The sequence below is a fragment of the Corynebacterium halotolerans YIM 70093 = DSM 44683 genome (assembly GCF_000341345.1).
GTDB lineage: Bacteria > Actinomycetota > Actinomycetes > Mycobacteriales > Mycobacteriaceae > Corynebacterium > Corynebacterium halotolerans.
Genome location: NC_020302.1, coordinates 45,565 through 68,106, shown reverse-complemented (window position 1 = coordinate 68,106; position 22,542 = coordinate 45,565). Strand labels below are relative to the sequence as shown.

Below are 22,542 nucleotides of genomic sequence, written 5' to 3'. Positions count from 1 at the left end.
GTCCGGCCGACCAAAGAAAATTCATTCTGATCAGGCGAATCGTTAGTTGTTCAAGTTCCAAAGGTTCAGGTCGAAAAGTTGGGGGTGTCCATTACTCGACCCCTTTCTCCTTCTGCCCTCCACTGGGGTTGTGGTGGGCGTTCGAGGTCGTCACCGAAGACACGTCGGAGTCGGTGGCTGCGCAGATCGCATCGGCCTACCGCACGCTGCGCATCCTGCGACGCACACGCGGGCGCGGAACTGGCTAGCGTGGGAGACGGGAATGTCACCACCACCACTATTCGGAGGTAAAACCATGACCCGCATCGCCATCATCGTCGGCAGCACCCGCCCCAACCGCCTGGCACCCCAGGTCGCCGAATGGGTGCACGAGCACGCGCAGCAGCACGGCGGCGCCGAGTTCGAGCTCGTGGACATCGCCGACCAGAACCTGCCCCTGCTGGATGAGCCCATGCCCCCGGCCATGGGCCAGTACTCGAAGGACCACACCAAGGCCTGGGCCGAGAAGATCGCCTCCTACGACGGCTTCATCTTCGTCACCCCGGAGTACAACCACTCCGTGCCCGCCGCACTGAAGAACGCCGTGGACTTCCTGTACGCGGAGTGGAACAACAAGGCCATCGGCTTCGTCAGCTACGGCAGCGCCGGCGGCACCCGCTCCGTGGAGGCGTGGCGGCTGATCGCCGCGGAACTGCAGATGGCCGACGTCCGCGCCCAGGTGTTCCTGCCCTTCAGCTCCGACTTCGAGGACATGTCGAAGTTCACCCCGACCGAAGGCGCCACCGGCGCTCTCACCGACGTGTTCAACCAGGTCACCGCCTGGTCGGAGGCGCTCAAGACGCTGCGCGGCTGACCGGCAGTTGGTCTGAACCAGGCCGAACGCGGCGAGAAACCTGTGGTTTCCCGCCGCGTTGTCGTTCGTTGCTCGCCTCAATGCCGAGCCGTTCGAGTTCTTCCGGATTGCCCCGCATCTCCCGGACCACCTCGGGCGTGCGGCTCCCAGTCGAGGATCTCCTCCACTGCCCGTAAACCGCTTGTCCGTCAGGTCGGGGTCGTCCTCGAAGGGGACCGGGGTTCCACCCGGTGGATTCTGCCCGGCCACTCCCCGACCGCGGGTCCCGCTCCCCGGATGGACGCATCCAGGGTGGCGGTCAGGTAGCTGAAGTTCGCCGATTCCCCCTCGCACAGATCAGTTCTGGTGCCGTGGGAAAAGGGGTCTCTCCCCTGGCCCGGGACGGTGCCGGTTCGGCTGTCATACGCACCTTCGCCTGAATTGGACCCACCACGGCAATCCGCTGCACGACAGGCCCGGTGAGCCCTTGTTCCCCGTACCTCGCTCAGCTCGGCAGAGTCCCCGCCACTAGGCTCGGGGCACATGACAACTCGACCGGATTCCCTCCGGCACTGGGAGTACTTCGTCGCCGTGGCCGAGGAGGGCAGCGTCACCGGTGCCGCGGAGCGGCTGGGGCTGACCCAGTCCCCCGTGTCCCAGGGGCTGAAACGTCTGGAGTCGAATCTCGGCCTCGACCTGATCCGCCGCTCCGCCACCGGTGCCACCCTCACCGAGGCGGGCCGGTCCCTGCTCCCGCAGGCCCGGATTCTGGTCCGGGACGCCACGGAACTGCAGAGCATGGCCCACGCCATCGCCGACGCCGGGGCCGAGGTCCGCGTGGGGCTGGCCCCCTCGGTGCCGCCGGGCATCGCCTTCGACCTCACCTCCGCGTTGCGGGACGTCGGCCGGGTCAGTGTGCACACGGCCGAGGTGTCGCAGCTGGTCACCCGGGTGGGCGAGGGCCGTCTGGACTGTGCCGTCATCGAGGACCCGGCGCCGACGGGTGAGTTGTCTCGCGGGCAGCTGCACGAGGTTCCCCGGCTGCTCGCCGGGCCCGCCGAAAAGCCCGCGACCTGGGCGGCGTTGCGGGGACACACCCTGCTGGACAACACCGCCGCCGTCAGCCCGGCGGCCGCCGGACGCCTGGCCGACGCCTTCTTCACCATCGGCTTGCACCCGGAGACCGAGCTGTGGCCGGACCGGACGGTCCTGGCCGCGCGGCTCGGTGCCGGAGGCGCGATGGTGCTGCTCACCCCCGATCAACTCGGGGGCCTGCCCGCGTTCCCGATGCCGGCGGCCTTCCACCTGCGGCTGCGGTGTGTGGTGCCGCCGCAACGGGGCGGGGCCGTCGGAAAGCGGGATCTGCGCGACGTCGTGGACCGTGCCCTGCGGCGCTCCCTCGGGCGTCTGGGGGAGACCGGATGACCAGGAGCCTGCGGGCCCGGATCGGCACCGAATTGGTCGCCGCGGGCTGTGACGGTTGGTGCTGGGCGCACCCGGTCGGCGAGGAGGCGGCCGGCGTCGGGGTCGGCGCCGACAGTCAGACCAGCATCTCGTCGATGTACAAGGTCCACCTCCTGGCCGCCTTCTGCCTGGCTGTGGACCGCGGGCTGCTGAATCCGCTCGACGCGGTGACGCTCAGCGCGGATGACGGCCCGGTCGGGACCCCGGGAGTGGGGCTGTTCGCCGACCCCGTGACGATGAGCCTGCGGGATCTGGTGCGTCAGATGGTGGTGCTCTCCGACAGCATCGCCGCCCGGGTGCTGCAGCGGCGTCTCCCGCCGGGCCTGGTCGGGGAGGTCGTCTCCCTGGCGAATCTCGAGGACACCACGATCGTCGCCCCGGGCACCACCGAGTCCGAACTCCCGGCCCTGCCCGAGGACGGCTCCGCGGCCAGCGAGGCGATCCGGCTGCTGGTCTCCTACCCCCGGGTCCGCCAGGATCCGGCCGCCTACCGCTCGGTGAGCACCCCACGCCAGCTGTGCCGCCTGCTGGACTGGATCTGGACGGGCCCGGATCTCACCGGGGTCTCCCGTGCCTTCGCCCGGACCGTGCTCGGGCAGCAGGTGTGGGGCCACCGGATCCCCTCCGGCTTCCCCGCCGGGGGCGTGCGCTTCCACGGCAAGACCGGGACGATCGGCCCCGTGCGCGGCGAGGTTTCCGTGGTAGCCGTCGACGAGGAGGCACCCATCGTCGTCACCGTGATCACCCGTTCAGCCCGCAGCGGCCCGAACCTCGCGGCCGCGGACGCCGCGATCGGCCGCATCGCCCGGTTACTCGTCAATGAACTGCGTATGTCGCGCTGAGATTCCCCACCGGAGAACACCCCGCCGAGCAGGCGGTATTCGTCTCCCGACTGGCCGGAAGTCGCGCGGGAACGTGGTCGCGGTGAGCCCGGGGGCCTAATCTCATCCGGCATGACCACCCGCACCACTGTCCGTGTCTCCGCCCTGCTCGCCGCCGCGGCGCTCGCGCTCTCCTCCTGCACCGTGCCCTGGTTCCGGGACGCGGTGGACGAGTTCGTCGCCGCCTTCAACGCCGGTGACGACGCCGGTGCCGCCGCGCTCAGCGACGATCCCGCCCGGGCCGCAGCCGACCTGGAGCAGCTGCGCGCGGGCATCGGCGGGACCAGCGTGGAACTGGACGCCGGCGGCGAGGAGGGCGAGGAGGACGGCGCCACCGAGATCACCGCCACCTGGACCGTCCCGAACGGCGATGAGGCCACCACCACCGGGACGATCACCCTCTCCGAACAGGACAGCGACCTCATCACCTGGGACAAGCGGATCTTCTCCACGGAGCTGAACGGGGACAGCCGCTTCCTCTACTCCGATGACAAGACCTTCACTCTGCCGGTGACCGACCGCAACGGCACCGACATCCTGTCCTGGACACCTGTCACCGTCGTCTCCGCGGGTCCGGAGCTGATCCCGCGGGCCGGGGGGATCGCCACCGCCATCCGCCCGGTCGTGCCGACCGCCACCGGTGAATCCGTCACCGCCCAGATCGAGTCCGGGGACGGCTCCCCGGTGGGGCTGTTCACCCTCCGGGAGGAGGACTTCGCCGTGGTGGGGGACGCCCTGCGGGCGATCGAGGGACTGGACCTGCGGGAGGAGGGCCGCATGCTCGGCCCCACCCGGGACACCGCCTCCCCGGTGGACGGCGGCCTGCGCGACTACTGGTCGGAGAAGATCACCGCCGACGCCGGCTGGACCCTCCGGGCCACCTCCCCCACCGGCACGACCGTCCTGGGGCAGGTGGAACCGGCGGAGAGTGAGCCCGTGCGCACCACGATGGACCTCGGGGTGCAGACGGCCGCGAAGCGGGCCCTGGAGCCGATCGAGCAGCCCGCGGCGATCGTCGCCCTCAGCGCCTCCACCGGCGGGGTCATCGCCGTCGCGCAGAACGACGCCGCCGCCGCCCTCGGCCCTGTCTCGCTGAGCGGGCTGTACCCGCCCGGCTCCACCTTCAAGACAGTGACCACCGCCGCCGCCCTCGAACGCGGCACCGTGGCACCCGACTCCACCGTCGCCTGCCCCGCCACCGCGGAGATCGACGGCCGCGTCATCCCCAACGACGGCAACTTCGCCCTCGGCGACGTCTCCATGACGCAGGCCTTCGCCCAGTCCTGCAACACCACCCAGGGTTTCATCTCCCAGGATCTGGAGCCGGACGACATGAGGAACATGGCGGCGCGCCTCGGGCTGGGCGTGGACTTCACCGCGCCCGGCATGACCACGGTGACCGGCTCCGTCCCCGTCACCGAGCCCGGCGCGGCTCGCGTCGAGGCCGCCATCGGCCAGGGCGAGGTCCTCTCCTCCCCCTTCGGGCTGGCCGTCATGGAGGCCTCCCTGGGCAACAACGGCCGGATGGTGCTGCCGACCCTGATCCAGGGTGAGGAGACCACCGCCGACCAGGACCCCGAGCCGCTCGACCCGGCGACGGTGCGGGCCCTGCGCGCGATGATGGCGGAGACGGTGGACTCCGGGACCGCCGCCAGCCTGAGCGACATCGACGGTCTCGGCGGCAAGACCGGGACCGCGGAGGTCGGGGGCAACCGGCCCGCCCACGGCTGGTTCGCCGGCATCAAGGGTGACCTGGCGTTCTGCACCTTCGTCGCTGGGGCGGAGTCCTCGGGACCGGCGGTGGCGGCCACGGGCCGTTTCCTGCGCGATGACGCGGTGTCGGAGTGGCGCTGAGCGGGCCCCCGTCCCTCCGGGCCGGTGCTCGCGCCGAACCGGAAAAGTAGTATTATTGCAGGTCAGCCCCATTTAGGGGCGGAAGAGGACGTTCCGGACAAAAGTCCGCGATACCTCGGGGGGTCACGTCAACTTCTGGGTTAAAAATGAGGGGTCGTTCACTGTCGGTCAACATATTCGAGAAGGTAACGCGTGAAAAAGGTCAGTGCGCCCCTGAGCTCGAGCCTTGAGGACCGAGGCTCGGACACCCTCCTTCGAGACGACCCGCCCCGGGCGAATCAGTCTCCCCGCACAGGTGAGCCCTCCCCCGCCTCCCGCGCAGTTCATCTGCGGGTCGTCTCCTCTGCCGACATTGATGGACCGGTCGGCGGGGCAGAAACCCCCACGGCCACGGATCCGTCCCCCGGTATCGGCTCCGACAGGTTCACACGGAAGACGGGTAAGGGCAGTGCGCGGACCAATCGCCCGGTTGCCCTCCTGCCGGGATCCCCTCGGGAGGTGGAGGACGTTCACTTCAGCAGCTCCCCGTTCTCGGTCCCCTCACTGGTGGAGACCGGACGCCGGCTGGCGGGGTTGAGTTCTCTTCCCGCACCGGTGGGCGTTGTCGGCCACGGGGTGGAGGCATCGGCCTCCGGGGGTCCGCAGGACCTTGATCTGGTCAAGGGCGTGCTGTGGCACGCCTGCATGGTGACGGTTGATGAGCTGTTCGAGGATCTCATGTCCTTCACGGACGATCTGAGCATCCAGGGCAGAATTCAGGCGGAGACCCTGGTCCTCTCCGAGCTACCACCACGGTACGCGGACAAAGTCAACGGATTTTTCGCCCGCAAATTCCTCACCGCCGTCGTCGACGTCACCAATTACCTCACCCATGAGTGGCAGCCGTTGCCCACGATCGCCCACGCACTCGCCCTACGGGTCCTGCTCAACAAAACCGAGTCCCTGGCCGAGATCTTCGAGGTGGAGATGCCCACCAACTGGCGGACGGTGCTCGAGGACACCCTCTACGACGGCCTGGACCTCGCACCTCTTTACGCTCCCGCCACCGCCGGGGCTGCCCTGTCCCATCCCGCTGCCGACACGATGATGGACTTCGCCACCTGGTTCACCCCCCTCAGCCCGGAACGGCACGTGACTCCTTTCGCCGCCTCCTGAGCTCAGCCGCCGCATTCCGAAACCGTTCGCGTGTCACGTGAGTGTCAGCTTCACGTGGTGGTCCCGCCCCGCTCATCCGGGAACCGCCACATGAAGGGGACAGCCACGCACGACCCGCAGCGACCGCCGGGCGGGCGCCCGGCTGCGCGCCGGTACGAGAGCCCGGATTTTCCATAGGCTGGGGAGAAAACGCATCCGAGACACGTGGAGGCAGCCTTGTCCACACCCCTGGAGGACTACGCACTCCTGTCCGACACGCAGACCGCCGCCCTGGTCTCCCGCGCGGGCAGCATCGACTGGCTGTGCCTGCCGCGTTTCGACGCCCAGGCGACCTTCTCCGCGCTACTCGGCGGTGAACAGGACGGCCACTGGCTCCTCGACATCGCGGACGGCGTGGTCACCGAGCGCCGCTACCTCGGGGACACCTTCGTCCTCGAGACCGTCTGGCGGTCCCCGACGGGCCGGGCGAAGGTCACGGACTTCATGCCCATCAACCCCGCGGGCGAGGGCGAGCATGAGCACACCGTCACCGACCTCATCCGGATGGTCGAGTGCCTGGAGGGTGAGGTGGACGTGCGCAATGTCCTGCGGCTGCGCTTCGATTACGGCGCCTCCGACCCCTACGTCCGCCACCACAACGTCGAGGGGATCGAGGAGCTGCGTGCCATCGCCGGCCCCAATTCCGTCCATGTCCGCGGCCCCCGGCTGGAGCACCACCCCGAGACCGGGTGCCACACCGCCGTCCACACGCTACGGACCGGGGACGCCGTGCGCTGGGTGCTCACCTGGTCGCCATCCCACTTCGAGCATCCGCCGATGCCGGATCACAGCGACGCGCTGGAGCACACCCGGAAATTCTGGCGGGAGTGGATCGACCGTCTCGACGCCGAGGGTGAGTACCTGGAGCCGGTCCGGCGTTCCCTGCTGGTGCTCCGCGCGCTCACCCACTCCGCCACCGGCGCAATCGTCGGTGCCCCGACCACCTCTCTTCCGGAGGAGTTCGGGGGTGTGCGCAACTGGGACTACCGCTACACGTGGTTGCGGGACTCCGCGATGGCGATCGAGGTGCTCGTGGAGAACGACTTCAAGGAACGCGCCGTCGAGTGGCGGGACTGGCTGCTGCGCGCCATCGCGGGCGACGCCGACCGGCTGCGGATCATGTACGGCCTCGGCGGTGAGCGCCACCTGCCGGAATTCGAGCTCGGGCACCTGGCCGGCTACGAGGACTCCACCCCGGTGCGCATCGGCAACGGCGCCGCCGAACAGTACCAGTCCGAGGTCGTCGGTGAGGTGATGGTGGCATTGAAGCGGCTGCGCGACTCGGGCGTGGAGGACGGGGAGTTCTCCTGGGAGCTGCAGAAGGCCATCCTCGATTTCCAGGAGGCCCAGTTCGACGTCAAGGACCAGGGCATCTGGGAGATGCGCGGCGAACCGCACCACTTCACTCAGGGCCGGGCGATGATGTGGGCCGCCTTCGACCGCGGCGTCCAGGCCGTGGAGCAGCACGGCCTCGACGGGCCCGTCGAGCACTGGCGCGACCTGCGGGAGAGGCTGCGGGAGGAGATACTGACCCGCGGCTTCAACGAGGAGCTGAACTCCTTCACCCAGGCCTACGACAACACTGAGGTCGACGCCTCCCTGCTGATGCTCGCCCAGATCGGCTTCGTGGACTACGACGACCCGCGGATGCTCGGCACCGTGGAGCGGATTGAACGGGAGCTGCTTGACGACGCTGGCTTCCTCTACCGCTACCGCGCCGGTTCCGGCTCTGACGGCCTGCCGGGTGAGGAGTACCCGTTCCTGATGTGCTCCTTCTGGCTGGTCGAGCAGTACGCCCACTCCGGTCGCCTCGAGGACGCGAGGGAGATGATGGACCGCATCCTGTCCGTGCGGACCGACCTCGGCCTGCTCTCCGAGGAGTACTCGAGCAGACATCAGCGGCTGGTCGGCAACTTCCCGCAGACGTTCTCGCACCTGGCGCTGGTCCGCGCCGCCTACGCGATCAAACATCCGAAGGAATCCCAGTACTGATCACCGGGCCGCAGCGATGCCGTCCTCCTCCATCGGCGCGGTCTCCGTGCCAGCGACGACGGCGGTGGCGGTGTCCCCGGGACGCTGGTCCGATGGGAAGGCAACCTCCTCCTTTTATCACTCCTCCCGGAAAGTGATCGCCCCGACGAGCGGCCCGATCCCTGGGGCTATTCGCAAAAATTAGCGCGGGGGCGGGGTGACGAACGCATAATGCCTGTTCGGTAGGCGAGAGACGTGAACTTTTGCGATATCCTGCCTTACGCTCCTGTCCGAGGACCTAGACAAGGATGCCTCAGTTCCTGGGAAACGGGACACCTTGTGAATTGGGGGTACCGGTTTACTGCGACTGTTTTAGCCGCCGTGTACAGCGCGGCGATACCATCGCCGGCCATGCGATCGAACACGGTGGCGCGCTCCCGCCTCGTGGTCACCAGGCCGGTGCGCTTGAGTTGTTGCAGATGCGCAGACGCTGTCGTCATGCCCATGGCCGACAGGTGAGCCAGGGGTTCAACGTTATGCTCGTCCTGAGCCATGAGCTCCAGTAGCTCCAGCCGACGCGGATTCGCAACCGCCTTGAGCACCTGGACAAAGGACTCAAACATCGCCTCCCTGCCGGGAGGTTTACTATTCCGTTGATTAACGGAAGGGCCCGGCACTTGATGGCATTAATCTTCAATAGGGGGCCGACCGTCGTGTCGCGCGCGGAGGTAAAACCGATACGGTTACCCCGTTCCCTGGCCCGCTCGTCTACCGCGCTGAGCCCACCCCGTCCCTCTCCTGGGCTGAATCGGCCATCGATATCGGTAAGTTCTGCCTCCCCCGGGAAGGGCAAGTCTGCGCTCTTTTCCGGGAGAAATATTCTCCAGGTGCAGGTCTCCACGCTTCTTTTTCAACGACGAAGTGGTTGCGTATGCCGAGTTCCTGGGCCGAGAATGGCAGGCATGAGCTCTCAAGATATGTGGGAATCGCGCTACCGGGACGATGAGGGGCACGCGCCTGACGGGGTACAGCCGCACCCGCTTGTCATGGAACAAGCCCAGGCGCTTATCGCTCAGGCGAAGCCGACCGGCAGGGCGGCGGATGATCTACGCGCCGTCGATCTCGGCTCCGGGCCCGGGCGGCACGCCGTGGCGCTGGCCGAACTAGGCATGCAGGTCACCGCGGTTGATTTCGCCGCCTCGGCCCATGAGCTGTTGCGCCGGGAGGCCACCGAGCGTGGGGTCGCGGACCATATCGCACCGGTTGTGGCGGATGTCTCGTCCTGGCAACCGGCTGATGCCTCCAGATTCGACCTGGTAGTGGCGGCCTATCTGCACACCGACCTGGAGGTGCTGATCAACAGTGCGCACCTGCTGGCGCCCGGGGGTCGGCTGATCTGGATTGCCCACGCCCCTGACAGCCCACACGGCCCCCCGCCGGAGGTCATCCGCGACAGTCTCGCCGACTATCGTCGGCAGCTCGATCGCCTGGACGGATCGAAGTGGCAGGTACTGCGCTTGGACGAGTATCAGCTCAACGCTGAGTTCCTGGACATCATCACTATTGTCGAGCGTTCCACGTCGTGAGGCGCCGGCTAACAACCGAGAGGTTCCGGTGACCCCGGCCAGTGGAAGTGGCCCTACTGGATAGGGCCTGAAACGGAGACAGGGCAGGTAAAAGAAAGGCGGCGGCGCCATGTCGCAGCGAGCAGGAATGCCCAGGGGTGCCGCTGGGGTGTTTTTGTTCTTCCACTCCCAGAGTATCGATTACCTCGTAGAAAACGGCTGGGGCCACCCTGGGCGGATCTGTCTATGCCTACGGACACATACGTATTGAGCCGCGCTTACGCCACTCTACTTAGGGACATGCCTCGTTCTTCGAGGTTCGTCGGTGACGGATGGACAGTGCGTACGAAAGATTTCGTCAGCTGTCCCCGGTGGTCTGGTCAGGCGCCTGCATCGCTGCCGGCGGCAATGTCGGCCAGCGCCGCCTGAAGTCGGGCGTCAGCGTCGTCGGCGACCTCACGAACCCGGTCACTTTCGCCGAGCTTGACCATGGTCTGCGGATCAATCGTCTCGATGGTGGTCCGGTCATCCCCTGCCCCGCGGCGGACGACGACGTTGCACGGCAGCAGCGCTCCGAGCTCCGGTTCCGCGGCCAGGGCCTTGCTGGCCAGGGTGGGGTTGCAGGCGCCGAGGATGACGTAGTCCCCCACCGCCTCGGCAGCGTCGGCCCCGAGCTTCTTGTCGAAGGTGGCACGGACGTCGATCTCGGTGAGTACGCCGAATCCGTGCTCGGCGAGCGCCTCCCGGGTGCGTTCGACGGCGTCGTCATAGGACAGGGACACGGCAACGGTGTGGGTGTAGGACATGCTCTGACTCCTTACGGTGAGTGACTCGGCGATGACTTGACACCTCCAGCCTGACAGCGGCCGGTGGATCAGGCAAGGGAGAGGAAGAGCTTCTCCATCTCCTTTTTATCCATCGACTCATCCGGATTGGTTAGGCACTGCTCGAGTCCGGTGGCGATGATCGCAAACCCAGCCCGGTCAAGCGCCTTGGTCACCGCGGAAAGTTGGGTGACGACGTCCTTGCACTCACTTCCCTCCTCGAGCATGCGCACCACGGCAGAAAGCTGCCCCTGGGCGCGCTTGAGGCGGTTGACGACCGGCTTGAGCTCGGTGGGTTCGAGTTGCATCGGGACTCCTTATGCAGGCTGGGGACGTGCCTTCACCCTATACCGACAGGGACATTTTGCATACCCCCTCCCGTATATTGCATACCCCGGGGGGTATATGGAAGACTGGGCGGCGCACCCAGTAACAGCCTTCGAAAGGATGTCCATGACCCCGTCCACCACCATCACCACCGTCGAGCCGGCCACCCTGCGCCAGTGGATCACCGACCACGAGGACCTCGTCGTCATTGATGTCCGCTCGGCCGCTGAATTTGAGGCCCTGCACATCCGTGGTTCCTACAACGTGCCGCTGCCGCTGGTCTCCGAGCACACCGAACAGCTCGCCGAGCGTCTCGGTGAACGCGTGGTCCTGGTCTGCCAGTCCGGCGTCCGCGCTGAGCAGGCCCGTCAGCGTCTCGGCGCCGCCGGCGTGGAGACCGCCCATGTGCTCACCGGTGGGGTGAACGCCTTCGCCGCCGCCGGCGGTGACGTCATCCGCGGCGCACAGCGTTGGGACCTCGAACGTCAGGTGCGCCTGGTCGCCGGCTCCCTGGTCGTCACCGGCCTGGTGGGCGGTAAGTTCCTCTCCCCGAAGTTGCGCACCGTCGCCGGAGCCATTGGCGCCGGCCTGACGTTTTCCGGGGTGACCAATACCTGCGCGATGGGCAAGGCCCTGTCGGTGATGCCGTGGAACAAGACCACCGCTGCTCCCACCGCGGCCGAGGCCATCAACCAGATCCCCCACCCGTCGGCCTGATCAACCCACCACCTCCTCCCCTAGCCGTCAGAAGGAGTAAGACCATGGCAGAAATCACCGTCCCCGACACCCAGAAGCGCTACACCACGGATCAGGTCCTCGATGTCCGGGAGGACTTCGAGGTGCGCGAGGACATGATCCCCGGTGCCATCCACATCCCCATGGGCCAGCTGGGCTCCCGGCTCGGCGACCTCGACAAGGACCGGCCCATCATTGTCGTCTGCCGCAGCGGCAACCGCAGTGCGGCGGTGGCCGATGCCCTCAACCAGGCCGGGTACACGGCCGACACCATGACCGGCGGGATGACCGCCTGGCAGCGGGCCGGCCTTCCGACCCGCTGACCCAGGCCCCCGGCTACCCGACTAGGACACCCCATGACCCTCACGCTCATCCTCACCTTGTTGTTGTCGATCCTGATCGGCCTGTCGCTCGGCCTGCTCGGCGGCGGCGGATCGATCCTCACCGTGCCCATCTTGACCTATGTCGCCGGGATGGACCCGAAAGAGGCCATCGCCGCCTCCCTGTTCGTCGTCGGCGTGACCTCCGCGGTCAGCGCGATCAACCACGCGCGCAACCACCGGGTGAAGTGGCGCACCGGCGTGATCTTCGGCGCCGCCGGCATGGCGGGTGCTTTCGGCGGCGGATTGCTCGGCGGGCACATCCCCGGGACGGTGTTGATGATCGCGTTCGCGCTGATGATGATCGCCACCTCCATCGCGATGATCCGCGGCCGCAAGGGCTCCGCGGGTGAGACCAAGGACCGTGACCTGCCCCTCGGCAGGGTGATCCTCGACGGCCTGGTCGTCGGCGTGATCACCGGTCTGGTGGGCGCGGGGGGTGGGTTCCTCGTCGTCCCCGCGCTGGCCCTGCTGGGTGGATTGTCCATGCCGGTGGCCGTGGGCACCTCCCTGGTGGTCATCACCATGAAGTCGTTTGCCGGCCTGGCCGGCTACCTCACCTCCGTCGAACTGGACTGGGCCCTGGTGGGCGCGGTCACCGTCGCCGCCGTCCTCGGCTCGTTGCTCGGATCCCGCCTGGCCGGGCGCATCCCTGAAGCACTGCTGCGCAAGGGCTTCGGCGTCTTCGTCCTGGTGATGGGCGTCTTCGTCCTCATTCAGGAGCTCTTCGACACCACCGGGGTCGCTGCTATCGCCGCCGCTCTCGTGGCCGTCACCGCAGCGGTTTGCTGGTCCACCGTTCCCGCCTGCCCCCTGCGGAGCACCGCCGCAGCCCGGTAGGAGCCCACCACTTCCCCATCTCCGGCGCCCGCGGCCACCACCGACAGGTGCACTCGCCCACTCAACCCAGCAGGACGCGTTCCCGATCCGTCGACCGAGGTGCCACCGACCTTATGGCCACGGAACCGAGAACACGTCCTGTTGGCGTTTCCTGCGCACACCACCACCTCACCCATGCGGTGGTCCGGCGGATCCGCACGCCTTCCTCGATGCCCCTGACAGGAGTTTTCCATGTTCTCTCGTCCACGACCGGTCCCCGTGCTGGGCCTGCGGGCCAACGCCACCCAGTTCACCCTCCTGGTGGTGGTCAATGCCCTGGTCGGCGGCATGGTCGGCCAACAACAGACCGTGCTGCCCCTCCTCGCCGAGCACGAATTTGGCCTGACCGGCTACACCTTCATGTTCACTTTCATCGCCGCCTTCGGAGTGACCAAGGCCGCCGCCAACTGGTTCGCCGGAACGTGGTCGGATCGGTACGGACGCAAACCGATCCTGCTGATCGGCTGGCTGATCGCCCTGCCAGTGCCGGTGATGCTCATCCTCGCCCCGACCTGGTGGTGGGTAATCGCCGCCAACGTCCTGCTCGGAATCAACCAGGGCCTGACCTGGTCGACGACCGTGGTGATGAAAATCGACCTCGCGGGGCCTGCCCGCCGGGGCCTGGCGATGGGGCTCAACGAGGCCGCCGGCTACGCCGCAGTCGCGGTCACCTCCCTGCTCGCCGGCCACCTCGCCGAGCAGTATGGACTGCGCCCAGTGCCGTTCCTACTGGGCCTGGCCTATGCCGTCCTCGCCCTGGGCATCAGCACCTGGTGGGTGCGCGAAACCCGGGACCACGCCACCTTGGAGGCCGCTGGAACCAACCACCCCGACCCTGACGCCCCTATCCCGGTACGGACCAATCGGGATATCTTCCTCGATACCAGCATCCGCGAACCAGCCCTGTCCGCCGCCAGCCAGGCGGGACTGGTCAACAATCTCAACTTCGGCCTGTCATGGGGACTGTTCCCCCTGCTGTTCGCCACCGCAGAGCTGAGCCTGACCCAGATCGGGGTGCTCGTCGCCCTCTACCCCGGAGTGTGGGGCGTCGGACAATTGATCACCGGTGCGGCCTCCGACCGGTTTGGCCGCAAACCCTTCATCACCAGTGGCATGGCCACCCAGGCTCTTGGACTGGCGGTCATCGCTCTCAGTGACGGTTTCACCGGTTGGGCGATCGGCGCCGTCGTCTTGGGGGCAGGCACCGCTCTGGTCTATCCCACCCTGTTGGCCGTGGTCGGCGATGTCGCCCACCCCGCACAGCGGGGCCGCACGGTGGGGGTGTACCGGGTGTGGCGGGACCTCGGTTATGCGGCCGGCGCCTTGCTCGGTGGGATGGTCGCCGACCTCGTGGGCCTGCATGCTGCCGTGTGGGTGGCTGCGGCCATCAGCGCGGTCTCCGCGCTGGTGGTGGCCGTCCGGTTGTACGAGACCCACCGACCGATGGGCGCCATGATCCCTGCCTGATCCCCTCCCACCGTCTGGCGCCTTCGAGTTCCGCTCGCTCCTCTGCCTCCCCGGAGGCAGAGGAGCGAGCCGCGGTGACGGGCATTGAGCCCAAGTACCAGCCCGAGTCACAGGCAGTCCATCCGGTGCTGATTGATCCCCTCAAGTTCCTCCGGGAAAGCACAGGAAAGAATCAAGAAGGAGGGAGCGTCTCATCAGGGACGCTCCCTCCTTCTTGATTCTTCCTATTCCCCGGGGTCCGCGCCCACCGTCGACAGGTATACTCACCAACCCAGCCCATCAGGGCGCGGTGACCAGCCCCATGACCAAGAAGCCAGGCTCCCTCACGATCCCCAGGCTTCAATAATCCTCATGCTTTAGACAGCCACGTCGTTGTAAGGCATCAGCGTGGCCACCCAGGGGAAGACGACCTGCATGAGCAGCATAAATACCGCCGCCAGCAGAACAATGAGCAACATCAGCCTCACCAGCCAAGAGCCAGGGAGAGCCCGCCACAACAGTCCATACATCTAGTTCTCCTCCAATAGCACTGCGGGCATCTCGCCGGTGACCTTCGGGGTCGACTCGACCTCCATGGCGTGGACGATCATGCGTTCCGCGTTCGAAAACTGCGGATGGCAGGTGGTCAGCGTGCCCAGCCCCTCCAGTTCGGAGGCCGGGGCGAACACGGACGTGCCCGGCACCGGGTTGATCACCTCGATGTCGCCCGGAAGAGTGATGTGCCGACCCTGCACCCCCGCATATTCGCCGCTGGAGACCCGTTCCACCTGCTGCGGGGTTAGGCACCCGGTAGCCTCGGCTCGGCGGGCGTCGCCCTCAACGTCGATGGGCAGCACCCGGTAGGTGATTCACTCGGACTGCGTTTCCAGGACAATCGCGTCGCACACCTCCAGATTGTCTAGGTCGTTGAAGGGCGCGCCTTTGCCCACGCGGTGACCAGCCACGGCGAAATTGCCGGCTTCCCCGGGCAGCTGGGACTCAATGTAGCGGCCCGGGCCTGCGAGCAGGCCCTCGTCAGAGGTGCCCTCGACGACAGTGAACTGGAAGTCCGGGCCGAAGGCGGAGATATGGATTCAGGCGAACGCCTCGCCGAGCTCAGGCGTCAGCTGCTGGCGCGGATTCACCTGTTCGGTTTCTGCGCCGGCCCATTTCTCTTCCAGGGCGTTCGCTTTCTCATCCTGGAGCCGTCCCGAGGCGAGGCTGGTCCAGTAGGACTCGTAGAAGGCAAACAGCAGGATAAGGGCCCCCATCGTGAGCAGCAGCTCGCCGAGGACCTGGGTCATGCTCACGCGCCGACGTCCAGTGGCTGTTGTCTGGCTCATGCGAGAGGAGCTCCTGGAAATGCTGCGGTCAGGAGGTAAATCGGTGGAGGGGCCTGCATATTGCATGGGTGCCGGCCCTGAGGGCTGAACCCCACAATTTTGGTGCCGCCAGTAGATTTGGCCGAATCGCCATCTCAGGTGACTCGGTGAGTGTAGCGCCTCCCGTCCAGGAGGTTCTCGATATTCCACAGGCGGACCCCCGGTCGGGTTCAGCCGGTGATGGTCGTATCACTGCCCCAGAACATCATGGCCAGCTCCATCTCCACCATGGGTTCCGGTCCCACTTTCCGCAAGACGCAGTCGACTGGGATTGATATCCCCACAAAGTCCCGGCTTCGCATCCATGAGGACGAGCGACCCGCCCGAGGCTCATTGATCCACTTAGCTTCCTCGGGGAGATCTCGGGGAAGAAGCAAAAGAGGGATCGTCCCTGATGGGACGGTCCCTCTTGTCACAGCTTCGGTTTAGCGCTGAGTGGCGCCCACCTTGGCCTGGTGGTCACACCACGCCTCGTAGGAGCCTTCCAGCTCGACGACGTCGTAACCGGCATTGCGCAGTCCGTTGGCCGCCACCGAGCTGCGGGTACCGCTCTGGCAGTAGGTCACGATGGTGCCCTCCTCGGGGAGCTGGTCGAGGTTCCACAGCACCCGTCCGCCGTGGAGCTGGGTGGCCCCGGGGACGTGCCCGTCGTCGTATTCGCTCTTGGCGCGGACGTCGAGGCGCATCACCGCGTCGAAGGACTCGAGCTCGACGGGGCTGATCACCCGTGGCATGGTCTGCGGCAGACCCTCGATGCCGGTCACGTAACCGGCGACGGCGTCAATACCCACACGGACCAGGTGGTCCCAGAACTCCTGCGCGGACTCCTGGTCGTCGGCCAGCAGGACCAGCGGACGGTCGTCGTTGTCGGGGTCGATGACCCAGGCGGCGTAGGTGGCCACCGAGCCCCCGGCGGGGATGTTCAGGGCCCGGGTGACGGTGCCGGTGTGGACCTCCTCGGCGGAGCGGGTGTCGACGAAGGTCACCTCATCGGCCTCCAGCTGGGCGGCGACGGTCGCGGTATTCAGCTCGGTCAGGGGGGCACGCTCGCCCATGATGGCCGGGCCACGACGGTTGTGCACCTTCATCCTGCCGAAGTAGGCCGGGGCATCAGGCTGGCCGTCGAGCAGCTCAGCGATGAAGCCCTGCTCGTCGTTGTCGGCCAGGTAGTGACCCCACCAGGAGTACTTGCGCTCGTAGCCGACTGTGGTCGACGGCAGGGCGCCCAGTGACTTGCCGCAGGCTGAGCCCGCCCCGTGGCCGGGGAAGACCTGGATGTGGTCGGGCAGGGTGAGGAACTTGTCCCGCAGGCTGGCGAACATCTGCTTGGCTCCCTCGAAACGGGTGTCCACACCCCCGGCGGCCTCGTCCAGCAGATCAGGTCGCCCCAGGTCCCCGGCAAAAACGAAGTCACCGGTGAGCATGTATCCGGGCTCGTCGGCGAAGGCGCCGTCGGTGACCAGGAAGGACAGGTGCTCCGGGGTGTGGCCGGGGGTGTGGACGGCCGCGATGGTGATGTTGCCGATCCGGATCTCATCGCCGTCGTGCAGCCGCTTGGCGTCGAATTCGTACTGCCAGTCCTGGCCGCCTTCACCCGAGACGTAAACATCCGCTCCAACGGCCGCAGCCAGCTCCCGGGTGCCCGAGAGGTAATCGGCATGGATGTGGGTCTCGGTCACGGCGACGATCGTCATGCCATTTTTGTCTGCCATCGCCCGGTAGACGTCGATGTCTCGACGGGGATCGACCACCACGGCCGTGTTCTTGGCCTGGCAGCCGATGAAGTAGCTCGCCTGGGCCAGATCCTCGTCATAGATGCGTTCGATGAGCATGGTTTCTCCTTCGCAGGAAATCGGGGACAGCCGGGGAAGTTCTCCTCGGTCGTACACCACAACCATAATACCCCCTGGGGTATTCCGCAATGGTGGAGCTCCCCGAAGAACGTAGCTTCAGACGCCCCGTGCGGGCTCTGTTCGCTCGCTTTTTGACGATGCACATGCAAGACCTGCCCCTGTAGCACCAAGACGTCTCCAGCGAGTCACATGTCCCCCTGCCCGGGAAGCCTCAAGAACCTGAAAAGCCCCGTCGGCTCAACCGGTCGAGACCAAGGCAGATCAGACAGGGAATCTGCTAGATGCAGCCACTGAGTAACGCCCCGGCGTAGGACGCGAGGACGACGGCACTGACTGCACCCAAGATGAGAAGCTGGGCGGAGGCTGCCGCCGCCGGAAAGTATCCCCGCCTACCGACTTCGGGGCGGACCAGGTGCGGAATGCGATCGGGGCCGGCCGCCAACAGCGGACCGGAGGCAGAGTCAGCGACTCCCGCCGGTGTCGTGCGGTCGCCGAGGACAAGGAGGGCCCGGACCATAGCCGGGGTCCCCGCCTGTCGGCAGGCCCGCTCATCTGCCGCGATTTCCAGATAGGCCGGCAGCGCCGCGGCCGCCTCCCGGATAAAAGGCACCCAGCGCAGGTGGGCGGCGATGCTGGCCACCAGGTCGGAAACCACGTGGTGGCGTTGCCGCAGGTGGGCGGCTTCGTGGGCGAGGACCGCCGTCAACTCGTCACCACCCAACCGGTCGAGCGTCCCGGTAGACACCGCGATACCGCCCTGCCGGGAGGAAAAGGCTAATGCCCAGGGGCGGTCATCGGCCACCACCGCCACCGTGTGCCCGTGAATCATCTGCCGGGTGGAGCCGTCGAGCACCACGGTCGCTGTGTCCCGGGAACGTCGCACTCGGCCCCGGTATTCCGCGATGACACCGACAGCACTGATGACTCCGGCCAGTACGGGAACGGCGATGAGCACGGCGGAGGGAATTCGCGTATCGAAGGGGGCGGTGGTGAACGGATTGGAGGCGGCCAGGCACTGCCGGCACACCTCCGAGGCCCCGACGGGCAAGATCACCGGCCCGGAAACCACCCAGGCAAAGATCAGACCCAGAGACAACAGCGCTGCGGGCCAGATGAGGATACCCCCGGCCAAAAGGGCAATCGCCACCCGCGGTACCCGCGCCAGAGCGGGGGCGGCTTTACGCAGGAAAACCGGTCCGATCAGACCCACGGCAAGAAGCATCACGACGACAAAGGCCGCCCACAGAATCGGGGCGGTGATCATGGCCGCCCTTCCTGCCGTTGCAGATATTCCCGAAGCAGGGCACGGTCGTCCTCGCCGATGGTGTCGACGAAGTGGAGGATTGATGCGGTCCGGTTCCGACTGGCCTCAAGGGCCTGGTCCATGATTCCGGCGGTGTATTCCTCCCTGCTCATTTGGACGGCATGCCGGGCCGAGCGCCCGTCCTTGACGACGGTGACCATTCCCTTGCCCCCCAGGTGGCGTAGGACGGTCGCGATCGTCGTGTAGGCCGGGTCCCCGGGGAGGTGGTCGATGACCTCCCGGACCGTCAGTTGCCCGTGATTCCACAAAATGTGCATCACCTGCTCTTCCAGCGGTCCCAGGGCCGGAATTCCCCGCTCAGTGCTCATTGGTCGACTCCTTCTGTCGCTCGGGCATCGGACACGATACCTGCCCCCGGAGCCGCCACATGAGGGCGATAGCAGTCAGCACCAGCCCGATTAACGCGAGATAGGGCTGTGCGGGGGCAAACCACGTCAGGGCCCCGGAGTAGCCAAGGGCCAAGAGCACAATTTTATTGCAGACCGGACACCCCACCGCGAACCAGGCCAGAGCCCCTCCGGCCAGTCCCAGGTGGCTCGACCGTTGCGCGCCACGGTCCTGCTCCCGAGCATCCGACCCGTCAGTTGTCACGTAGGTGGTGATGAGCATGCCGGACAACCCCGAGGTCACCAGCCAGACGGGGTAATTCCACCACACTGTGGGAATCTCCCGACCAAACCACGGATTCGGGATGAGCACACTGGGCACACCGATGAAGAGCGCGACCACCACCGCGGTAACAAGCGCGATCATAACGTGGCGGGGAGCCCACCAGGACAATGCCGTGAGCACATCCCGACGCCCCTGCCGGGGGCGCTCGAGAACCAGGACTGTCGAGTTTTCCATGCCCCTCAGCCTGCCACAGATCAACTACTCCGCGTAGTCGACTATGACAGGTAGTCGACTATGTGTCATAGTCGATTTAGTTTTGTAGCAGAGCTGCCCCTACAGGGGGGCATGGAGGGAAAGTCACATGGCCCGAGGATCCGACACCCGCAGGTCCCGCAAAAACACGTGGGTGGTTCCGGCAATTATTATCGCCGTCGCGGTGGTGCTCATCGGCATCGTTGTGGTCATGAGCCGGGACACCGGTTCCGCGGGAGCCGGTCCGCAGACTGCAGCAGGAGCACAGGTAGGACCGGAAGTCCCCTCCCAGGGGGGAAGTGCGCAGGAGCCCGCGGGACCAGATCTCACCGCCGTGGAGACCAGGGATGAGACAGATCCTTTGGCGGTGGGCCCGGTGGATGCACCGGTGGGGCTGGTGGTCTTCTCCGACTACCAGTGCCCCTACTGCGCCAAATGGAGCGCAGAGACCCTGCCGGCGATGATGGAGTACGCCAAGGCCGGGGACCTGCGGATCGAGTGGCGTGATCTGAACCTGTTCGGGCCAGCCTCGGAACGGGCGTCCCGCGCCGCGTACGCTGCGGCCCTCCAGGGCGAAGACGCCTACCTGGAGTACCACCACGCCTTGTTCAACAACGGTGAAAACCGCTCAGAAGAACAACTCAGTGACGAAGCACTGATCGCCCTGGCCGGGGACCTGGGCCTGGATACCGAGGCCTTCACAGCCGACTTCCACGCCCCGGAAACCGCCGAGGTGGTGGCAGGTAACGCACAGTTGGGACCGGACTTGGGGGTCTACTCCACACCGGCGTTCATCCTGGGCGGCCAGCCGATCATGGGGGCACAGCCGACCGAGGTGTTCCTGGGCGCTGTGGAACCAGCCCTCTCGGACAAGGAGTAGACACGTGGACGTCGGTCTGGTGAGCGCTTTTCTCGGCGGTGTGCTGGCCCTGTTGAGCCCCTGTGCCGCGTTGCTCCTTCCCGCCTTTTTCGCCTCCTCAGTAGGTGCTGGTCCACGGCTCCTGCTTCACGGGGTCATCTTCTACGCCGGTCTTTTGGTGCTGTTCGTCCCGCTCGGGCTGGGGGCCGGGTTCCTGGGGGAATTGTTCGTCTCGCACCGACAGACCATCATCGTGATCTCCTCTCTCGTGCTGATCTTGCTGGGCATCGTGCAGATCTTCGGCCACGGCTTTGACACCTCCCGACTCCTCCCCGGCCAATCCAGCCTGCAGTCACGAGCGGTAGCGTCGACCGGACTGGGAAAAAGCTTCCTACTGGGCATGACGAGCAGTGTCGCCGGGTTTTGTTCCGGCCCTATCCTGGGGGCGGTGTTGACCCTCGCGGCCACCAGCGGCAATGCCTTCTCCTCAGCGCTGATCTTGAGCACGTATGGGGCCGGAATGGTCCTGCCCCTGATCGTGATCGCCGCCCTGTGGACCCGAATCGGACAACGCGGGCAACGCATGTTGCGCGGCCGAGGGTTTAGTTTCCTCGGCCGACAGTGGCACACCACCTCAGTCATCAGCGGAGGGCTGATCATCGTGGTCGGCATTATCTTCTGGACCACCAACGGACTGGTCGGCGTGCCAGAACTAGTCCCCGCCGAGACACAGGCATGGCTGCAGCAGGCAGCCTCCCTATTCGGCAATCCGCTTATCGACATTGTGGCCATCATCCTTATCGCCGCCGTGATCCTTCTTATGTGGAACAAACGAAGAGATCCCCAGGACACCTCACACGCTGTCCGGGAAAGCGGTTGGACCATCACCCGCTGACCGCGATGGATCACCCCGATCACACGTGCCCCCGGGGTCGGCCGCGATCGGTAGCGTGCCGGCCCCGGCCATCTCACCCCACAGCGTCCTGGGTATCGAGCACCGGTCGGCCGCGGTGCCCCCTCGAAGGTCATTGTCGAGGGCATCCTGGACATCGCCATAACCCTGGCCGAGGAGGTATACCCCTATGACCGTCGATGTGCTGGCGCAGCTGGCGATCGGTGAGCAGTTCGCCACCACCGCTGCGACCGGCCCCTTGCTGCTCGGCATTCTCGCTGCCGCCGCCGCGGGCCTGGTCTCCTTCGCCTCCCCGTGTGTCATCCCGCTCGTCCCCGGCTACATGTCCTACCTGGCTGGGGTGGTCGGGGCCGAGGTCGACTACGACGCGCAGCGCGGACCGGTGATCACGAAACGCCAGTGGGCGGTAGCCGGTGCGGCCGGACTGTTCATCCTCGGCTTCACCGTCGTCTTCGTACTGGCCACGGTGACTGCTTTCGGCGCCATCAGCATGCTCACCCTCAATGCGGATACGCTCATGCGCCTCGGGGGCGTGGTCACCATCCTCATGGGACTGGTGTTCATGGGGCTCGTGCCCGCTCTGCAGCGCGACACCCGGTTGAGCCCGAAGGGGTGGACGACCTGGCTCGGTGCCCCGCTGCTCGGCGGGGTCTTTGCCCTGGGTTGGACCCCGTGCCTGGGACCCACACTGGCGGCGATCATCTCCGTTTCCGCCGGCACCGAGGGGATGACCGCAGTACGCGGGGTCGCCCTCATCATTGGCTACTGCCTGGGACTCGGCCTGCCGTTTTTGCTGGTTGCCTTCGGCTCCGCCCGGGCCATGCGCACGATTGACTGGCTGCGGCGTCATTCACGGAAGATCCAGATACTCGGGGGTGTGCTGATGGTCCTCGTCGGTATTGCCCTGCTCAGCGGAGCCTGGGCTTACTTCATCAACTGGGTACGTCAATGGACCGTGGAATACGGCGCCACCTTACTGTAGTTCTTTCCAGCCG

Annotated in this window: 22 protein-coding genes and 1 pseudogene; 14 read left to right on the top strand and 9 right to left on the bottom strand. The window is 66.5% G+C overall.

From position 1 onward, the window contains the following. The first annotated feature begins 295 nt into the window (after nucleotides 1–295). From A605_RS00320 to A605_RS00295, 6 genes are all read left to right on the top strand, one after another. Nucleotides 296–853, top strand: a complete 558-nt coding sequence (locus A605_RS00320; RefSeq protein ID WP_015399503.1) for an NADPH-dependent FMN reductase — start codon at nucleotides 296–298, stop codon at nucleotides 851–853. A 522-nt stretch (nucleotides 854–1,375) separates the two neighbouring features. After that, complete coding sequence (locus tag A605_RS14680; protein WP_015399502.1) at nucleotides 1,376–2,257, top strand: LysR family transcriptional regulator; 882 nt, start codon at nucleotides 1,376–1,378, stop codon at nucleotides 2,255–2,257. Continuing rightward, complete coding sequence (locus A605_RS00310; RefSeq protein WP_015399501.1) at nucleotides 2,254–3,138, top strand: serine hydrolase; 885 nt, start codon at nucleotides 2,254–2,256, stop codon at nucleotides 3,136–3,138. The genes A605_RS14680 and A605_RS00310 overlap by 4 nt, the downstream gene beginning before the upstream one ends. A 111-nt stretch (nucleotides 3,139–3,249) precedes the next feature. Then, complete coding sequence (locus A605_RS00305; protein ID WP_015399500.1) at nucleotides 3,250–5,031, top strand: penicillin-binding transpeptidase domain-containing protein; 1,782 nt, start codon at nucleotides 3,250–3,252, stop codon at nucleotides 5,029–5,031. Nucleotides 5,032–5,529: 498 nt separating this feature from the next. Beyond that, nucleotides 5,530–6,186, top strand: coding sequence for a hypothetical protein (locus A605_RS00300; RefSeq protein ID WP_015399499.1), 657 nt, complete (start codon nucleotides 5,530–5,532; stop codon nucleotides 6,184–6,186). Nucleotides 6,187–6,402: 216 nt separating this feature from the next. Continuing rightward, nucleotides 6,403–8,217 carry a glycoside hydrolase family 15 protein gene (locus tag A605_RS00295; RefSeq protein WP_149029356.1) on the top strand — a complete coding sequence of 605 codons (1,815 nt, stop codon included), beginning with the start codon at nucleotides 6,403–6,405 and terminating at the stop codon, nucleotides 8,215–8,217. Between the two features lie 257 nt (nucleotides 8,218–8,474). Here A605_RS00295 and A605_RS15995 read toward each other — a convergent pair whose 3' ends face one another. Further along, on the bottom strand, nucleotides 8,475–8,819 hold the full coding sequence (locus A605_RS15995; protein ID WP_015399497.1) for an ArsR/SmtB family transcription factor: 345 nt from the start codon (nucleotides 8,817–8,819) through the stop codon (nucleotides 8,475–8,477). A gap of 339 nt (nucleotides 8,820–9,158) precedes the next feature. Here A605_RS15995 and A605_RS14675 point away from each other — a divergent pair, with 339 nt between their 5' ends. Further along, nucleotides 9,159–9,782: a class I SAM-dependent methyltransferase gene (locus A605_RS14675; RefSeq protein WP_161607620.1), complete on the top strand. Its 624-nt coding sequence runs from the start codon at nucleotides 9,159–9,161 to the stop codon at nucleotides 9,780–9,782. Nucleotides 9,783–10,141: 359 nt separating this feature from the next. Here A605_RS14675 and A605_RS00280 read toward each other — a convergent pair whose 3' ends face one another. Continuing rightward, complete coding sequence (locus tag A605_RS00280; RefSeq protein ID WP_015399495.1) at nucleotides 10,142–10,567, bottom strand: DUF302 domain-containing protein; 426 nt, start codon at nucleotides 10,565–10,567, stop codon at nucleotides 10,142–10,144. 68 nt (nucleotides 10,568–10,635) lie between these two features. After that, nucleotides 10,636–10,893 carry a metal-sensitive transcriptional regulator gene (locus A605_RS00275; protein ID WP_015399494.1) on the bottom strand — a complete coding sequence of 86 codons (258 nt, stop codon included), beginning with the start codon at nucleotides 10,891–10,893 and terminating at the stop codon, nucleotides 10,636–10,638. A 145-nt stretch (nucleotides 10,894–11,038) separates the two neighbouring features. Here A605_RS00275 and A605_RS00270 point away from each other — a divergent pair, with 145 nt between their 5' ends. The 4 genes from A605_RS00270 (at nucleotide 11,039) to A605_RS00255 (ending at nucleotide 14,373) form a co-directional block, all read left to right on the top strand. Then, nucleotides 11,039–11,629, top strand: a complete 591-nt coding sequence (locus A605_RS00270; RefSeq protein WP_015399493.1) for a rhodanese-like domain-containing protein — start codon at nucleotides 11,039–11,041, stop codon at nucleotides 11,627–11,629. Nucleotides 11,630–11,673: 44 nt separating this feature from the next. Further along, nucleotides 11,674–11,970: a rhodanese-like domain-containing protein gene (locus A605_RS00265; protein WP_015399492.1), complete on the top strand. Its 297-nt coding sequence runs from the start codon at nucleotides 11,674–11,676 to the stop codon at nucleotides 11,968–11,970. A gap of 33 nt (nucleotides 11,971–12,003) precedes the next feature. Next, nucleotides 12,004–12,867 carry a sulfite exporter TauE/SafE family protein gene (locus A605_RS00260; protein WP_015399491.1) on the top strand — a complete coding sequence of 288 codons (864 nt, stop codon included), beginning with the start codon at nucleotides 12,004–12,006 and terminating at the stop codon, nucleotides 12,865–12,867. A gap of 231 nt (nucleotides 12,868–13,098) precedes the next feature. Beyond that, nucleotides 13,099–14,373, top strand: coding sequence for an MFS transporter (locus tag A605_RS00255; RefSeq protein ID WP_015399490.1), 1,275 nt, complete (start codon nucleotides 13,099–13,101; stop codon nucleotides 14,371–14,373). Between the two features lie 356 nt (nucleotides 14,374–14,729). On the opposite strand, the gene A605_RS15605 is transcribed toward A605_RS00255, so the two are convergent. From A605_RS15605 to A605_RS00225, 6 genes and pseudogenes are all read right to left on the bottom strand, one after another. Further along, nucleotides 14,730–14,882 carry a hypothetical protein gene (locus tag A605_RS15605; protein WP_015399489.1) on the bottom strand — a complete coding sequence of 51 codons (153 nt, stop codon included), beginning with the start codon at nucleotides 14,880–14,882 and terminating at the stop codon, nucleotides 14,730–14,732. After that, nucleotides 14,883–15,695 (bottom strand): annotated as a pseudogene (locus A605_RS00245) (class E sortase). It lies immediately after the preceding gene. A 464-nt stretch (nucleotides 15,696–16,159) separates the two neighbouring features. Further along, complete coding sequence (locus A605_RS00240) at nucleotides 16,160–17,566, bottom strand: MBL fold metallo-hydrolase (RefSeq protein ID WP_015399488.1); 1,407 nt, start codon at nucleotides 17,564–17,566, stop codon at nucleotides 16,160–16,162. 298 nt (nucleotides 17,567–17,864) lie between these two features. Beyond that, nucleotides 17,865–18,851 (bottom strand): M56 family metallopeptidase, encoded by a 987-nt coding sequence (locus tag A605_RS00235; protein WP_015399487.1) that lies wholly within the window; start codon nucleotides 18,849–18,851, stop codon nucleotides 17,865–17,867. Then, on the bottom strand, nucleotides 18,848–19,219 hold the full coding sequence (locus tag A605_RS00230; protein ID WP_015399486.1) for a BlaI/MecI/CopY family transcriptional regulator: 372 nt from the start codon (nucleotides 19,217–19,219) through the stop codon (nucleotides 18,848–18,850). Before A605_RS00230 ends, A605_RS00235 begins: the two co-directional genes overlap by 4 nt. Further along, complete coding sequence (locus tag A605_RS00225; RefSeq protein WP_015399485.1) at nucleotides 19,209–19,757, bottom strand: hypothetical protein; 549 nt, start codon at nucleotides 19,755–19,757, stop codon at nucleotides 19,209–19,211. Before A605_RS00225 ends, A605_RS00230 begins: the two co-directional genes overlap by 11 nt. A 127-nt stretch (nucleotides 19,758–19,884) precedes the next feature. On the opposite strand from A605_RS00225, the gene A605_RS00220 reads away from it, so the two are divergent. The 3 genes from A605_RS00220 to A605_RS00210 all read left to right on the top strand — a co-directional run bounded on the left by A605_RS00220 (nucleotide 19,885) and on the right by A605_RS00210 (nucleotide 22,529). Continuing rightward, nucleotides 19,885–20,655, top strand: a complete 771-nt coding sequence (locus A605_RS00220) for a DsbA family protein (protein ID WP_027004387.1) — start codon at nucleotides 19,885–19,887, stop codon at nucleotides 20,653–20,655. A gap of 4 nt (nucleotides 20,656–20,659) precedes the next feature. Further along, nucleotides 20,660–21,529 carry a cytochrome c biogenesis CcdA family protein gene (locus tag A605_RS00215; protein ID WP_015399483.1) on the top strand — a complete coding sequence of 290 codons (870 nt, stop codon included), beginning with the start codon at nucleotides 20,660–20,662 and terminating at the stop codon, nucleotides 21,527–21,529. Between the two features lie 187 nt (nucleotides 21,530–21,716). Continuing rightward, nucleotides 21,717–22,529 carry a cytochrome c biogenesis CcdA family protein gene (locus A605_RS00210; protein ID WP_015399482.1) on the top strand — a complete coding sequence of 271 codons (813 nt, stop codon included), beginning with the start codon at nucleotides 21,717–21,719 and terminating at the stop codon, nucleotides 22,527–22,529. The last annotated feature ends 13 nt before the right edge of the window (nucleotides 22,530–22,542 follow it).